Consider the following 15,155-nt stretch of genomic DNA (forward strand, 5'->3'; position numbering starts at 1 on the left):
GGTGATAATCGGAACGTGTTGTGTAAACCCGGCGGCGCTTCGCTTGGCCGGGCTACAGGCGTAGCGCCATCAGGCAATCGTGGCGGTCTTAAATTGGGCCGACTTCGTAGCGATAGCCGTCGCCGTCGGTGACAAACTCCAGCCGGTGGGTGATGCACTCCGGCGCGTCTTCCGCATGGTGCGATACAAACAGCAACTGTGTTTTGCCTTCGCTAATCAGTACGTCCACAAAGCGGCGAACCACCTGGCGGTTGAGCGGGTCCAGCCCCTGAAGTGGTTCATCGAGGATCAGCAGCGTAGGGTGCTTCACCAGCGCGCGGACGATCAGCGCCAGCCGCTGTTGCCCCCAGGAAAGGCTGTGGAACGGTGCGTCGGCGGTGCGCGGGTCCATGCCGAGGATTTGTAGCCACTCATCAACCAGCTTGCGCTGTTTATCCGAAACCGCCTGGTAAATGCCGATAGAGTCGAAATAGCCAGAGAGGATGACATTGCGCAGCGTGGTGCTCACACGGTAGTCCAGATGCAGGCTGCTGCTGACATAGCCGATATGTTTTTTAATGTCCCAGATGGTTTCACCACTGCCGCGTCGGCGGCCAAACAGCGTCAGATCGTTACTGTAGCCCTGTGGATGATCGCCAGTCACCAGGCTCAGCAGGGTGGATTTACCCGCGCCATTCGGACCCACAATTTGCCAGTGTTCATCCGGGGCCACCGTCCAGCTTAAATGGTCGATGATCGCGCGATCGTTATAGGAGACTACGCCGTCGTTCAGCACGATGCGCGGCATGTCATCAGCGATAGAGAGCCGGGCTGATGGGGCATCTGGCTCGGGCAAGGTCATGCCGGAAAGTTTCTCACTGTGCGCCAGCTGCGCAATCAGCGTTTGTTCGAGCAGCGCTTTCTTCTCGCCGGTTTCCGTTAGCGTACAGTCGGCCAGTACCCCGGCAAACGGCACGAAATCAGGGATATCGTCAAAGCGGTTAAGCACCAGCACCAGCGTATAACCTTCCTGATGCAGCACCGCCAGATGTTCTGCTAACTGGCGACGAGAGGCCACGTCCAGCCCGTCAAAAGGCTCATCGAGGATTAATAGATCCGGCTGCGCCATCAGCGCCTGACAGAGCAGCGTTTTGCGGGTTTCACCGGTGGAAAGGTATTTAAAGCGGCGTTCCAGCAGATGGCTGATGCCAAACTGTGCGGCAAGCCGGGCGCACAGCGCCTCGTCTTTGACTTCATCCTGGATAATTTGCGCCGTCGTGCGCCCGGTGTCGTCTTCGTCAGGGCTCAGCATGTCGGTGTTGTTGCGCTGCCACTCGTCGCTGACCAGCTTTTGCAACTGTTCGAAGGAGAGACGGGTGATCCGGGTAAACGTGCTGTCGCGGCTGCCGGAGAGTATCGGAAGCTCACCGGCCAGCGCGCGGGCCAGCGCTGATTTGCCGCTACCGTTGCTACCTACAAAGGCCCAGCTCTCACCAGCACGCAGCTTCAGATGCTCAATTTTTAACGTTTTTGTGTCGCTAAGACGAAACGTGCCTTGCGAAATATGCAATGATGACATGATGTATCCCGTTTTTTGCAGCAATATGTATCAGGGATACGTCTTCCTCAGCGCAAAGTCAATGCCATCAGCACAACGTGGCAAGAATGATGCGATCGGCGTTAAAGTATGCTGTCACGTCAGCACCTTCTTCCAGCCCCGCGGCTTCTGCCAGCGGCAGGGTAGCGCATAGCGTCTGTCCATCCGGCAGTGCCATCAACACTTCACACTGTTCTTCGCCGCGCTGAATATGGCTTATCTGGCACGGTAGTTGGTTGTCTGCCGATGCGGCGACCTGTGGGTCACGGGTGACGCTAACCCACGGTGCTTTCAGCAATACCAGCACTTCTTTGCCTTCATCTAGCCCTAAACGTTCGCCGCTCTGGGCGGTAATGGCGACCTTGAGGCGCGTACTGCCGTCGGCCAGCAGAATATCCACGTGCTGTTGAACCTGCTGGTGGTCACGCTGGGTCACGGTACCAAACCACTGGTTGCGGGCGCTGGTTTGCAATGAGAAGCGCGAAATGGCAGCGAGCAGGCTGTCTAACGGCAGGGCATCATCATCGCTCAGCACATCAAAGGCTTTCTGCTGGATCTGCGCCAGCAGGTCGTAGAGCTGGATCAGGCGTTGACCGTAGCGGGTAAGCACCGCGCCGCCGCCGCCTTTGCCCCCGGTCGCCCGGTCAACCAGCGATTGCTCGCTTAGCTGGTTCATTTCATTAATTGCATCCCATGCGCTCTTATAACTGATACCCGCATTTTTCGCTCCCTGGCTGATAGAGCCGGTCTGTGCTATCTGTTTGAGGAGTGAAATGCGGCGCGGATCGGCGAACAGGCGCTGCTGAAGCTTGAGGGTAAGAAGGATTTCGGCCTGCATAAGAGTATCCTGGCAATAAAAAGGGTATTCTGACCCAAATGTTAGCAAGCGCAAAGCACACCGCACAAAAGGGAGTGTAATTCTGCGATATCCGGTTACAATAACCGCATCACAATGTCTGGAGTAAACCATGTTAGAGCTGTTGAAAAGTCTGGTTTTTGCCGTAATCATGGTACCCGTAGTGATGGCTATCATCCTGGGGTTAATTTACGGTCTGGGTGAAGTGTTTAACATCTTCTCCGGTGTCGGTCATAAAGACGGCAACCAGCAAAACCACTGATTTCCTCAAAACGCCCGGTCTAACCGGGCGTTTTGCTATGAAGTTCTTCACACTCCTGCCGATAACACCCCGTAAACACAGCAATAATTCATGTATCTGTAATGCATTAATCCAGGAAAGCCCCTATACTCTGCGCTGTATTTTTCGATATACAACGCCACACACAGGAGTTTCAAATGACAGGTTCATGGTTACGTTTGTTTGCAGGGGCGACTTTAACCCTTTCCGTTGCGGGTCACGCGCTGGCTGATGAAAGCAAGATCACCGTATTTGCGGCAGCATCGCTGACTAACGCAATGCAGGATATTGCGAAAGAATATAAAAAAGAGAAGAACGTTGAAGTTGTCTCTTCTTTTGCCTCTTCTTCTACGCTGGCACGCCAGATTGAAGCCGGCGCCCCGGCTGACCTGTTTATCTCCGCTGACCAGAAATGGATGGACTATGCGGTTGATAAGAAAGCTATCGACACTGCAACCCGCGAAACCCTGCTGGGTAACAGCCTCGTCGTTGTGGCGCCAAAAGCCAGCGCCCAGGGCGATATCACCATTAATGCGAAAACCAACTGGACCAGCCTGCTGAAAGGCGGCCGTCTGGCGGTAGGCGACCCGGATCACGTACCGGCAGGCATCTACGCGAAAGAAGCGCTGCAGAAGCTGGGCGCATGGGAAACGCTGTCACCAAAACTGGCTCCGGCTGAAGACGTTCGCGGCGCACTGGCATTGGTTGAACGTAACGAAGCCCCTCTGGGTATCGTGTACGGTTCCGATGCGGTCGCCAGTAAAGGCGTCAAAGTGGTCGGCACCTTCCCGGAAGATTCTCACCAGAAAGTGGAATACCCGATTGCCATCATCGATGGCCATAAAAACGCAACCGTCTCGGCGTTCTATGACTACCTGAAAGGGCCGCAGGCATCCGAAATCTTTAAACGTTACGGATTTACGACTCGCTAATGATATTGACCGATCCCGAATGGCAGGCGGTTCTGCTGAGCCTGAAAGTTTCGTCCCTGGCCGTGGTGTTTAGCCTGCCGTTTGGGATCTTTTTCGCCTGGTTGCTGGTTCGTCGCAGCTTCCCGGGTAAAGCGCTGCTCGATGGTCTTATCCATCTGCCGCTGGTGCTGCCACCGGTGGTGGTTGGGTACCTGCTGCTGATTGCGCTAGGGCGGCGTGGTTTTATCGGTTCCTGGCTGTATGACTGGTTCGGGCTGACCTTCGCGTTTAGCTGGCGCGGCGCGGTGATTGCCGCGGCGGTGATGTCGTTCCCGCTGATGGTTCGCGCCATTCGTCTGGCGCTGGAAGGGGTAGACGTCAAGCTGGAGCAAGCGGCGCGCACGCTGGGCGCTGGACGCTGGCGGGTGTTCTGCACCATTACGCTGCCGCTGATGCTACCGGGAATTATCGTCGGCACCGTGCTGGCCTTCGCCCGTTCGCTTGGCGAGTTTGGCGCGACCATTACCTTCGTTTCTAACATCCCAGGCGAGACGCGCACCATTCCTTCCGCGATGTATACCTTGATTCAGACTCCCGGCGGCGAAAGCGCGGCGGCGCGTCTGTGCCTGATTTCTATCGTACTGGCGCTAATTTCCCTGATGATTTCTGAATGGCTGGCAAGCATTAGCCGCCGTCGGATGGGAGCGTAACCATGCTGGAGCTGAACTTTAGCCAGACGCTGGGTACGCACTGTCTGCAAATCGATGAATCCCTACCGGCTTCCGGTATTACCGCCGTGTTTGGCGTTTCCGGAGCGGGTAAAACGTCGCTGATTAACGCCATTAGCGGCCTGACTAAACCGCAGCAGGGGCGAATTGTCCTCAACGGTCGCGTATTAAATGATGTGGAGCAGGGCGTGTGTCTGGCGCCGGAAAAACGCCGTGTCGGCTACGTGTTCCAGGATGCGCGTCTGTTTCCGCACTATAAGGTACGCGGGAATCTGCGCTACGGCATGGCAAAAAGTATGGCCGACCAGTTCGATAAGCTGGTGGCGCTGCTCGGGATCGAACCTCTGCTCGACAGACTGCCTGGCAGCCTCTCCGGCGGTGAAAAACAGCGCGTGGCGATTGGCCGCGCGCTGCTAACCGCACCGGAATTGCTGCTGCTTGATGAACCGCTGGCCTCGCTTGATATTCCGCGTAAACGTGAGCTGCTGCCGTATCTGCAGCGCCTGGCGCGGGAAATCAATATTCCCATGCTCTACGTCAGCCACTCGCTGGATGAGATCCTGCATCTGGCTGATAAAGTGCTAGTGCTGGAAGGCGGAAAGGTGAAAGCCTTTGGCAATCTGGAAGAGGTGTGGGGCAGCAGCGTGATGCATCCGTGGTTGCCGCAGGAGCAGCAGAGCAGCATTTTGCGCGTCACGGTGCTGGAACATCATCCGCATTATTCAATGACCGCACTGGCGCTGGGTGACCAGCATATCTGGGTGAATAAACTTGATAAGCCGCTACAGAGCGCGGTGCGCGTGCGCATTCAGGCCACCGATGTGTCGCTGGTGCTACAACCTTCGTTACACACCAGTATTCGTAACGTCCTGCACGCGAAGGTGGTGCAGTGTTACGACGATAACGGGCAGGTGGAAGTGCAGCTGGACGTCAGCGGGCGCACGCTGTGGGCGCGCATCAGCCCGTGGGCGAGGGATGACCTGGCGGTTAAACCAGGCCAATGGCTCTACGCTCAGGTGAAAAGCGTTTCCATCACCGCCTGATCACAGCAGGTGGTGGTTAATGTAATCGGCGATGGCATCAGTGGTGTTGTCGCCAATCACCACGTTGGCGCGGGCTTTTACCGCGTCATCGGCATTCCCCATCGCCACGCCGGTTCCGGCCGCTTCCAGCATACTGATGTCATTAAAGTTATCGCCAAATGCGACCACGTCCTGCATCGACCAACCTTGGGCGGTGATAAACTGCGTCAGGCGTTTGCCCTTGCTGTTTCCCTGGCGGGCAATATCGACCTGATCGTGCCATGACCATTCGCACTCCAGCTGCAGCGTTTTTTCGACGTGGTCGGCGAATTCACGCAGTTTTTGGCCGTTTTCATCGGTCAGCGCGAATTTCCAGACGTTCTCGACTTCGTGAGCGGCCTGCGCCAGTGAATCGACCTGGGTGAACGACGGACGCTGCGCTTCCGGCAGGCTTTGTGCCCAGTTGCTGGTGCGGATAACGTGGCCGGTTGGGTACTGATACATCATGGTATCGTCGACGTACATCAGGCCATGTACCTGATGTTCATCCAGCAGGGTAATCAGTTGCTGGGCTTTTTCGACCGGCATTGGATCGGCATCAAGTACTTTTTTATTTTGATAATCATAAAGATAAGTGCCATTACAACAAATTGCAGGTGTATCTAACGCCAGTGCCTGATAAAAAGGATGAATGGCAACGTGATGTCGACCGGTGACAATCATTAATTGATAGCCCGCTGCACGGGCACGATTCAGTGCTTCCAGTGAAGAGGGGAGAAGGGTTTTCTTAGGCGTCAGGAGCGTTCCGTCCAGATCCAGGGCAATCACACGTACAGTCATAGTGTTGTCTCGAGTTAAAGAGAAAATTCGCTGTGCAGGATGGTACACCGAGATACCTGTACGGCAAAATTGTGTGGACCAGGCAGCGTGTCGTCGCTGCCAATTCAATGATTTCAGAAAGGAGTAGTCATGAAACAGACCGTTTATACCGCCAGCCCGGAGAGTCAGCAGATCCACGTCTGGACGCTGAACCATGACGGCAGCCTGACGTTGGTTCAGGTGGTGGATGTTCCAGGTCAGGTACAGCCAATGGTCATCAGCCCTGATAAACGCTTTCTGTACGTCGGCGTACGCCCTGAATTCCGCGTGCTGGCCTACCGCATTGCGCCGGACGATGGCGCACTGACCTATGAAGCTGAGGCACCGCTGCCGGGTAGCCCTACCCATATCTCTACCGACCGCAAAGGCAACTTCATCTTTAGCGCCTCCTATAACCAGGCCAACGTCAGCGTGATTCGTCTGGAAGATGGCCTGCCGCGCGATACCGTGACGGTTGTGGAAGGGCTGGATGGCTGTCACTCCGCAAATATTTCCCCGGACAACCGCACCCTGTGGGTTCCGGCGCTGAAGCAGGATCGCATCTGCCTGTTCACCCTGAGTGACGACGGCTTCTTGTCCGCTCAGACCCCGGCGGAAGTGACCACCGTAGAAGGCGCTGGTCCGCGGCACATGGTGTTCCATCCGAACGAACAGTACGCTTACTGCGTCAACGAACTGAACGGCTCTGTAGACGTCTGGGAGCTTAAAGATCCGTACGGCAAAATCGAATGCGTGCAGACGCTGGATATGATGCCTGCTGATTTCACCGATACCCGCTGGGCGGCTGATATTCATATCACTCCAGATGGTCGTCACCTGTACACCTGTGACCGTACTTCCAGCCTGATTACCATCTTCAGCGTATCCGAAGATGGCAGTGTGCTGTCACTGGAAGGCTTCCAGCCGACCGAAACGCAGCCGCGTGGCTTCAACGTCGATCACAGCGGGAAATACCTGATTGCTACCGGACAGAAATCGCACCACGTCGCGGTGTATGAGATTGCTGGTGAGCAGGGGCTGCTGCAAGAGAAAGGGCGTTACGCGGTAGGCCAGGGCCCAATGTGGGTAGTCGTTAACGCACATTAAACGGTAACCCGGCCAAGCGAAGCGCCGCCGGGAATCGGCTCTGTGCCACATTCAGGCAACAATAAAAAGGGCTCATTCAATGAGCCCTTTTTGCTGGATTACTTCTTAGGTTCAGCCACCACGTGACTTCCCACGCCGCGGTTGTTGTACTCCCACATGCGGTTGAAGTTACGATCGTTCAGATCGCGTTTCAGTTGACCTTTCTCGTCCTGCGCGCCGGTATTGCCGCTGAACGGACGTTTAGAAACGGCAGCGTCAGCCCACGGTTTCGCCGAGTTAAAGCCTTCGTTAATCACGCTATCGCGAATTACAACCTGACCGTTGGTGTTGCCATCCACGTCCAGAGAACGGCCCAACTGCGCCACGCCGTCACCGGCTGCGGTGAAGGTGCTGTTGGTGGCCAGGAAACCGTAATAGACGTTGGACAGTGTTGCTGGCGCGAACACGTAACCTTCCTGCTGGGTACGAGAGTTCACCACGCGGAAGTCGGTTTTATCGAACACCACGGCGCCACGACCGGAAACGATATCCACATCGCCTTCCAGATAGCTGTCGGTGACCAGCGTACGGGTCTGGCGGTTGTTCTGCAGGCGGTTATCGACGCCGCTGTTGGTCACGAAGAAGGTGTTCTGACGGCCCAGAATGTTCACTTTGTTAATCTGGGTTTTATCGCCATCGGTACGCAGGGCTACCGCCTGATGCGTTCCGGCATCCACGCTGTCACCGAGGTTGTTTTCGATGGTCAGGTTCTGCAATTGCAGACCGTTGTTTTGCGACCAGACTACTGCGGAGCACATCACGCCCACGGTTGCGCTGCGCTTACTCTGGCAGCTGTCAAACATATACCATGCTGGTTTACCCGGCATGTACTTGCCGCCAGGGTTCACCTGACGACGCCAGGTCGTTGGGTCCATCTCGGAGTCGATCGCCAGACCGATTTTTACGTCGATCGCTTTCTCGCCGGTACCATAAATGGTCACGCTACCCGGTGCCGCTGGAATGTAGACGGTGCCCTGGTATTCACCTGGCAGAACCGCGATGTACAGACGAGAGCTGCTGTGGCGAGCAATCGCGGCATCAACCGCAGCCTGAATGGTGGTGTGAGTCACACCCTGAGTGCCAGCAGGACCTACGACGAAGTCTGCTTTGGCCGGAACGGCGATGGAAGACGGAGACCAGGCGGCAGCGTTAGGGTCAAGAGAAGAGAAATAACGCGCGGCGACAAAGTTCTGCGCTTCATCCGCTGACAGCACCGGGCGAGACGCCGTACCAGGGGCAGCCTGGTCAGAAGGCTGCTGATCCGCAGGGGTTGAGCTGCAAGCCGTCAGTGTCACGCCAAAAGCCAATGCCAGCGCCAGACGAGAAACCGAGAAAGTGTTCATGTTGCTCCAGGCTAATTTAAGTGAATGTGAATCCCGTAAAAGCAGCCTTTTTATACTAAGTTGAGCGAAACGGGAAGATGTGCTGGCAAAAAAATCACCTGTTTTTTTGCCGACTTACCGTGAAGTACGCAGGAGGGGAAAGCATCTGGCGGAAAAGACCGCCGTGCGAATAGCCTATGCAGAGGGTTGATGTGCAAAAGGCGGGGCGGTCAGAACGCTTTTTTGTGCGACAAACGGGTAATCAAGTCAGTGACGCTCAGTACCAATGCGGAGCGCACCATCTGCTGATAGCGCTGTTCCTGCATGGTCCGCAGCGCGTCATCCACGACATCTTCCGGCATATGCAGCGTCGGCTGAGGCGGCAGCGCCGTCATGCAGTGCAGCATACTAATCGGGCCGAGGATTTCATCGTCGGTGAAGCTGTAAACAATATTCTCTTGTTCCAGCTCGTTGTTCAGGGCAACCAGCAGCTCAACGTCTTCGTACTCGTCGCGGCTAATCACACCGAGGGCGTAAATCAGCTTGAGGCGCACCGACAGGTTGGCCAGCGGGCCGCTGCCTTCGAGCAGTGGCTCAACCGCGTATTTCACCGCGTAGTCATCTTTGCGAAAGGCCTGCAGGATCAACAAGTCTACCGCCTCGGCGAGCAAAATGACCGTTGTCTGAATAAACCCGCTGAGCGTCTGGCGCGCGTTGAGTTTTTCGAGAACCCGATTTTCGGCGGCCTGGTTTTTATAAAGGTCAGATTCGTCCATTGTTGCCATCATGGTGGTTTCATTGACCGAAGCGCGTGACTTTACGGGAGCCTGCTCCTTCGGATGAGGTCCTTTTATCTCTGGTTGCGCGATCACGCGCAGGCGATTTTGTTTCATCTTACCTTCTTATTCCGGAGCTGCTGCCAGCGCAGCAGCTCCAACCCAATGGGCAACAACATTTATTTCCGTTGCATGGCGTTATACACATTCACAATCTGAGCGACAAGGGCTGGCTCGTCCTGCAGGCCGCAGACCTGGGTCACAGTGTGGGTGACGCCATTGTCACGCAGCCGGTCCACCATTTCTTGCGCCTGCGGGTCATTGCTGCTGCGATAGCTTAACGCTGCCGCGATGCCCATCACCAGGTTGCTGTAGGGCAGGCCGTACTCCAGCGTGCCGCGCAATGGCTTAATCAGGCGGTCACCTTCACTCAGTTTACGCAGCGGCTGACGGCCTACGCGCTCAACATCGTCATGCAGATACGGGTTTTCAAAACGCGTCAGGATTTTTTCGATGTAAGCGGCATGCTGTACAGGATCAAAGCCATAACGTTTGATCAGCACGTCACCGCTTTCGGTCATTGCGCCTTTTACGACATCGCGAATCGCCGGATCGAGAATGGCATCGCGAATGGTTTTATGTCCGGCCAGCTGTCCAAGATAAGCGGTAATCGCATGACCCGTATTGAGGGTAAACAGCTTACGCTCGATATAGGCCATCAGGTTGCTGGTGGATTCCATCCCCGCAATATCGGGAAGCTGGCCTTTAAACTGCGTGCTGTCGACAATCCATTCGCTGAAGGTTTCAACGGTGACATCCAACGGATCGTCGTTCGCCGCGGAGCCCGGCGGCACAATGCGGTCGACGGCGGAATCGACAAAACCGACGTGTTCTTCCACCCAGCCGTGAAGCTCGGTAGGCATCGCCAGCAGTACGTGCTGCTTGAGCTGGCTGGTGCCGCGCACCATATTTTCGCAGGCAATAATGTTCATCGGTTGCTGGTTGCCGTTTTGGTGGCGGGCAATCAGCCCTTGCGCCAGCGTGCTGGCGATTTTGCTCAAAACCTGCGGGCCAACGGCAGTGGTGATGATGTCCGCCTCGGCGATTTGTCGGATGGCATCCTGGCTGTTGCTGTGGATGGCGCTCATGCGGTTGACCTGCTCGACGCGGGCGTTTTCGCCTACCACGTTGACCTGATAGTGCTGCTGATGCGCCAGCTGATCGACCAGCGGCTGATTAACATCGGCAAAGGTTAACTCCGCCTGTGCGTCGGCCAGCAGTTTGCCAATGAAGCCCCGGCCAATATTCCCTGCACCAAAATGAATCGCTTTCATAAATCTGACCTCGAGAAAATCTTTCCATGTCAGGGGCGTCTGCCCCTGAAGCCTTATGCTGCTTGCTCGCCTGACAGAATCTGCAGGATTTCCTGAACGCTGGTGGTCTGCGTCAGACGCTCAATCACGTCTTTATCATCCAGCGCGTTGGCTAAGCGGGCGATAACCTGAACGTGCTCGTTGTTGCGGGCGGCAATGCCAATAACCAGCCGGGCAATATCGTCCGGCTCATCGCCGAATCGAACGCCTTCCGGGTACTGACAAATGACAATCCCGGTGCGCAGCACGCGGTCTTTGGCTTCGACGGTACCGTGCGGCACCGCGATGGATTCTCCAAGATAGGTGGTGGTCAGCGCTTCACGCGCCAGCATGGCGTCAACGTAGTCCGGCTCAACGTAGCCACCGGAAACCAGCATCTCACCGGCAAAGCGGATGGCCTGAGCCTTATTCTCGGCGGTCAGGTTGAGGAAAATGTTGTCTGCGCTGAGCTTAAACAGATTCTCGTCGCGCTCGGTACCGTCGAACGCGTCATCGTTCGCCGCGATAATCGTCTGGTTAATAAGACGGCTGTCGTTGGCGGCGGCAGGCAGTTTAGCTGCCAGTAGACGAGTGGTCAGGTCGGTATACAGGCCGCTATCCAGGAAGTTAGAGAGCGACATATGCATCGCCTGTGGCGCAAAGCGCATGGCGCGTTCGGTTAAATCCTGATGGGTAATCACTAGGTCAACATCGTCAGGCAGACTGTTGATGGCGCAGTTGGTGACTGAAATATGGGTCAGACCCGCATCTTTAACCTTCTTGCGCAGCACGCCTGCGCCCAATGCGCTGGAGCCCATGCCCGCATCGCACGCCACGATGATTTTACGCACGTGGTGCAAATCTTTAGACAGGTCGAGCGTTTCGCTACGCATCGCAGGCTGCGGCAGCTCACCGGACGATTTCCCACCGGATTTAGACTGCTGCTTGAGGCTCTGCATGCGGCGGGTGGCTTCGGCCAGACCGTTGCTCTCTTCATCGCCAACGCGAACGCGCTTCAGCAGCATCGAGGCGGTCAGGAAGGAGACCAGCGTTGAGGCCAGAATCGACAGCACCACGCCAATAATGGAGGCCTTCGGCGTCATCAGCAGTACGGCAAAGATAGAACCTGGAGAAGCCGGGGAGACCAGCCCTGCATTGAACAGCGTCAGGGTAAATACGCCGGTCATGCCGCCCAGAATCACCGCCAGAAGCAGGCGTGGGTTCATCAGCACGTACGGGAAGTAAATTTCGTGGATGCCACCGAAGAAGTGAATGATTGCCGCACCGCCCGCAGACTGTTTGGCGCTACCTTTGCCAAAGAACATGTACGCCAGCAGCACGCCGAGGCCTGGGCCTGGGTTTGCTTCAATCAGGAAGAAGATAGATTTACCGGTTTCGGTGGCCTGCTGAATACCCAGCGGTGAGAAGATACCGTGGTTAATGGCATTGTTGAGGAACAGGATTTTCGCCGGTTCAACAAAGATAGAGGTTAACGGCAGCAGGTTGTTCTGCACCATGACGTTAACGCCCGTTGCCAGTGCTTTAGAGAGCAGCTCAACCATCGGGCCAATGGCCAGGAAGGCGAGCATCGCCAGCAGCATGCCGATAATACCGGCTGAGAAGTTGTTCACCAGCATCTCAAAGCCGCTTTTGATTTTACCGTCAACCCAGCGGTCGAAGCGTTTAATTGCCCAGCCGCCCAGCGGGCCGGCAATCATCGCGCCCATAAACATTGGCATATCGGCGCCAACGATAACGCCCATGGTGGTGATGGCACCGACCACGCCACCGCGTTCGCCGCCGATAAGGCGACCACCGGTGTAGCCGATTAACAGCGGCAGCAGGTAGGTGATCATCGGGCCAACCAGTTTGGCTAACGTCTCGTTAGGGAGCCATCCGGTGGGAATAAATAATGCAGTAATCAAACCCCAGGCAATGAATGCGCCAATATTGGGCATCACCATATTGCTGAGGAAGCGGCCAAAATTCTGTACCTTGACCTTGATATCTGGTGATAACATAAAAACACCCCTCGTGGTGCGCGTCTTAGATGCTGCGCGTCGTCATAGTCGTGATGGTTTCGCCAAAAACCATCCAGTCGTTCTGTATGCAAAATCGACTCTATCACGGCGTTTTCGTCTCGCGTACCCCGAGGGGTGTTTGTGATCTGGATCACCATCCAAACCCTATCAAATGGCTGTTTATAGTGATATTCATCACATAAACAGGCTGTAAGTCGGCAACAAAGCGAAAATCTCACCTTTACCGGACGGTTTTTTGTGATTTGAATCACCTTTTGCATTGGGCTGTTTGTTTTTGAATTGTGATCAAATTCACAAGATATATTTACATTCCTCTGACGCTTCCTTGCTTTCCCTTCACGCTTCGACCTTTACGTTAGAAAATTACAGCGCGGCGCCTCAGGCGCAAAAAAGCCCTGCCAGGTTTCCCGAGCAGGGCTTTAACAGAGCGTTTTTTGATTAGCTGAACAGGGCGGTGATGGATGCGCTGCCGAGGCTATGGAAGTGCACGTTGAAGCCAACCATCGCGCCGCTGGCGCCTTCATCAACCTCAATGCTCTCAACGTCCATCGCGTGGACGGTGAAGATATAACGGTGGGTTTCACCCTTTGGCGGAGCCGCGCCGCCGTAGCCCGCTTTACCGAAGTCGGTACGCGTTTGCAAAGCGCCTGCCGGTAAGCCGACCAGGCCAGAACCTGCGCCGGCTGGCAGTTCGCGGGTGTCTGCTGGAATATTGGCAACAATCCAGTGCCACCAGCCGGAGCCGGTTGGTGCATCCGGGTCGTAACAGGTTACGACAAAGCTTTTGGTGCCAGCGGGGACATCGTCCCAGGCCAGATGGGGAGAAAGGTTTTCGCCATCGTAGCCCATGCCGTTGAACACCTGGCGATGGGGAAGCTTTTCACCGTCACGCAGGTCGTGGCTGACTAATTTCATCAACTGCCTCCTTTGTTAATCAACTGATTAACAAAGGAGTGTAGCGGCAACGCGGGCGGATTACCGCAGCTTATTGGATAAAAAATGTTTCCTGTTCGACCGCGAGACACACCGCTCGGGTCAAGCGCGTCAGCTGCTGCGGGGAGATCGGATATGGCGGCATCAGATAAATCAGGCGGCCAAACGGACGGATCCACACGCCCTGTTCAACGAAAAAGCGCTGGAGCAGCGCCGGATTCACCGGGTAGCGCGTCTCGACGACGCCAATGGCGCCCAGCACGCGGACATCGGCGACCAGCGGCGCGTCGGCGGCTGGGGCGAGTTCGCGCTTGAGCTGGCGTTCAATTGCCGCTACCTGCATTTGCCACTCTCCGCTCTCCAGCAGCGCCAGGCTTTCTGTCGCGACGGCGCAGGCCAGCGGGTTACCCATAAAGGTCGGGCCGTGCATAAAGCAGCCCGCTTCGCCGTTGCTGATGGTCTCGGCAACGTTGCGGGTGGTGATGGCGGCGGAGAGCGTCATGGTGCCGCCGGTCAATGCTTTGCCGAGACACAGAATGTCGGCGCTAATCCCCGCATGGTCGCAGGCAAACAGCTTGCCGGTACGACCAAAGCCGGTGGCAATCTCATCGGCAATCAGCAGGATCCCTTCGCGATCGCACATCTTGCGGATACGCTTTAGCCACTCAGGATGATACATCCGCATACCGCCCGCGCCCTGAACGACAGGCTCGAGGATAACGGCGGCAATCTCGTGGCGATGTGCGGCCATCAGGCGGGCAAAGGCCACCATATCGTACTCGTCAAACTCCCCGTCAAAACGGCTATGTGGCGCAGGCGCAAACAAGTTTTCCGGCAGGTAGCCTTTCCACAGGCTATGCATCGAGTTATCCGGGTCGCATACCGACATCGCGCCAAAGGTGTCGCCGTGGTAGCCGTTGCGGAAGGTCAGAAAACGCTGGCGCGACTCGCCTTTGGCCTGCCAGTACTGCAACGCCATTTTCATCGCCACTTCCACCGCCACCGAACCCGAGTCGGCAAGGAATACGCACTCCAGCGGATCCGGCGTCATCGCCACTAGCTTACGGCACAGCGCCACGGCGGAAGGGTGGGTGATTCCACCAAACATCACGTGCGACATCTGGTCGATTTGCGTCTTCATCGCCGCGTTCAGCCGCGGGTGATTGTAGCCGTGAATGGCCGCCCACCACGAAGACATGCCGTCCACCAGATGCTCGCCGTTGGCGAGATGCAGCTCGCAGCCTTCGGCAGAAACCACCGGATAGACCGGCAGCGGTTTGGTCATTGAGGTGTAGGGATGCCAGATATGGCGGCTATCGAAGGCAAGATCGTCCGTTGTCATAATCGACTTGT

At 56.1% G+C, this 15,155-nt stretch carries 14 protein-coding genes; 5 read left to right on the forward strand and 9 right to left on the reverse strand.

Annotation, left to right across the window (positions count from 1 at the left end; translation table 11 throughout):
* Positions 1-88: 88 nt before the first annotated feature.
* Together modF and modE are read right to left on the reverse strand one after the other, a co-directional pair.
* A complete protein-coding gene (gene modF, locus RDN66_RS03990) occupies positions 89-1,558 on the reverse strand; it encodes a molybdate ABC transporter ATP-binding protein ModF (RefSeq protein WP_202216212.1) in 1,470 nt (489 codons plus the stop codon).
* Between the two features lie 67 nt (positions 1,559-1,625).
* Positions 1,626-2,414, reverse strand: a complete 789-nt coding sequence (gene modE / locus RDN66_RS03995) for a molybdenum-dependent transcriptional regulator (RefSeq protein WP_035892209.1) — start codon at positions 2,412-2,414, stop codon at positions 1,626-1,628.
* A 130-nt stretch (positions 2,415-2,544) separates the two neighbouring features.
* Between modE and RDN66_RS04000 the strand changes: the two genes are divergently transcribed.
* From RDN66_RS04000 to modC, 4 genes are all read left to right on the forward strand, one after another.
* Positions 2,545-2,694: an AcrZ family multidrug efflux pump-associated protein gene (locus tag RDN66_RS04000; RefSeq protein WP_035892210.1), complete on the forward strand. Its 150-nt coding sequence runs from the start codon at positions 2,545-2,547 to the stop codon at positions 2,692-2,694.
* Positions 2,695-2,870: 176 nt separating this feature from the next.
* Positions 2,871-3,644 carry a molybdate ABC transporter substrate-binding protein gene (gene modA, locus RDN66_RS04005; RefSeq protein ID WP_270501466.1) on the forward strand — a complete coding sequence of 258 codons (774 nt, stop codon included), beginning with the start codon at positions 2,871-2,873 and terminating at the stop codon, positions 3,642-3,644.
* Complete coding sequence (gene modB, locus RDN66_RS04010; RefSeq protein WP_035892212.1) at positions 3,644-4,333, forward strand: molybdate ABC transporter permease subunit; 690 nt, start codon at positions 3,644-3,646, stop codon at positions 4,331-4,333. The genes modA and modB overlap by 1 nt, the downstream gene beginning before the upstream one ends.
* 2 nt (positions 4,334-4,335) lie before the next feature.
* On the forward strand, positions 4,336-5,394 hold the full coding sequence (gene modC / locus RDN66_RS04015; protein ID WP_202216209.1) for a molybdenum ABC transporter ATP-binding protein ModC: 1,059 nt from the start codon (positions 4,336-4,338) through the stop codon (positions 5,392-5,394).
* Here the strand turns inward: modC and RDN66_RS04020 are convergent, their stop codons facing one another.
* Positions 5,395-6,213: a pyridoxal phosphatase gene (locus tag RDN66_RS04020; RefSeq protein ID WP_308537576.1), complete on the reverse strand. Its 819-nt coding sequence runs from the start codon at positions 6,211-6,213 to the stop codon at positions 5,395-5,397. It lies immediately after the preceding gene.
* 129 nt (positions 6,214-6,342) lie between these two features.
* Here RDN66_RS04020 and pgl point away from each other — a divergent pair, with 129 nt between their 5' ends.
* Positions 6,343-7,338, forward strand: a complete 996-nt coding sequence (pgl, locus tag RDN66_RS04025; protein ID WP_035892216.1) for a 6-phosphogluconolactonase — start codon at positions 6,343-6,345, stop codon at positions 7,336-7,338.
* 98 nt (positions 7,339-7,436) lie between these two features.
* Here the strand turns inward: pgl and RDN66_RS04030 are convergent, their stop codons facing one another.
* From RDN66_RS04030 to bioA, 6 genes are all read right to left on the reverse strand, one after another.
* Positions 7,437-8,720, reverse strand: coding sequence for a putative acyl-CoA thioester hydrolase (locus tag RDN66_RS04030; RefSeq protein WP_202216206.1), 1,284 nt, complete (start codon positions 8,718-8,720; stop codon positions 7,437-7,439).
* A gap of 209 nt (positions 8,721-8,929) precedes the next feature.
* A complete protein-coding gene (locus tag RDN66_RS04035; protein ID WP_227675190.1) occupies positions 8,930-9,487 on the reverse strand; it encodes an MltR family transcriptional regulator in 558 nt (185 codons plus the stop codon).
* 167 nt (positions 9,488-9,654) lie between these two features.
* Positions 9,655-10,809 (reverse strand): mannitol-1-phosphate 5-dehydrogenase, encoded by a 1,155-nt coding sequence (locus RDN66_RS04040; protein ID WP_308537577.1) that lies wholly within the window; start codon positions 10,807-10,809, stop codon positions 9,655-9,657.
* Between the two features lie 53 nt (positions 10,810-10,862).
* Entirely contained in the window at positions 10,863-12,848 is a 1,986-nt protein-coding gene (locus RDN66_RS04045) for a PTS mannitol transporter subunit IICBA (protein WP_035892221.1), read from the reverse strand.
* Between the two features lie 459 nt (positions 12,849-13,307).
* Positions 13,308-13,784 (reverse strand): kinase inhibitor, encoded by a 477-nt coding sequence (locus RDN66_RS04050; protein WP_270501458.1) that lies wholly within the window; start codon positions 13,782-13,784, stop codon positions 13,308-13,310.
* A gap of 70 nt (positions 13,785-13,854) precedes the next feature.
* Positions 13,855-15,144: an adenosylmethionine--8-amino-7-oxononanoate transaminase gene (gene bioA / locus RDN66_RS04055; RefSeq protein WP_202216204.1), complete on the reverse strand. Its 1,290-nt coding sequence runs from the start codon at positions 15,142-15,144 to the stop codon at positions 13,855-13,857.
* Between the last annotated feature and the right edge of the window lie 11 nt (positions 15,145-15,155).

It is taken from the genome of uncultured Kluyvera sp. (assembly GCF_902485085.1).
Taxonomy (GTDB): domain Bacteria; phylum Pseudomonadota; class Gammaproteobacteria; order Enterobacterales; family Enterobacteriaceae; genus Kluyvera; species Kluyvera ascorbata.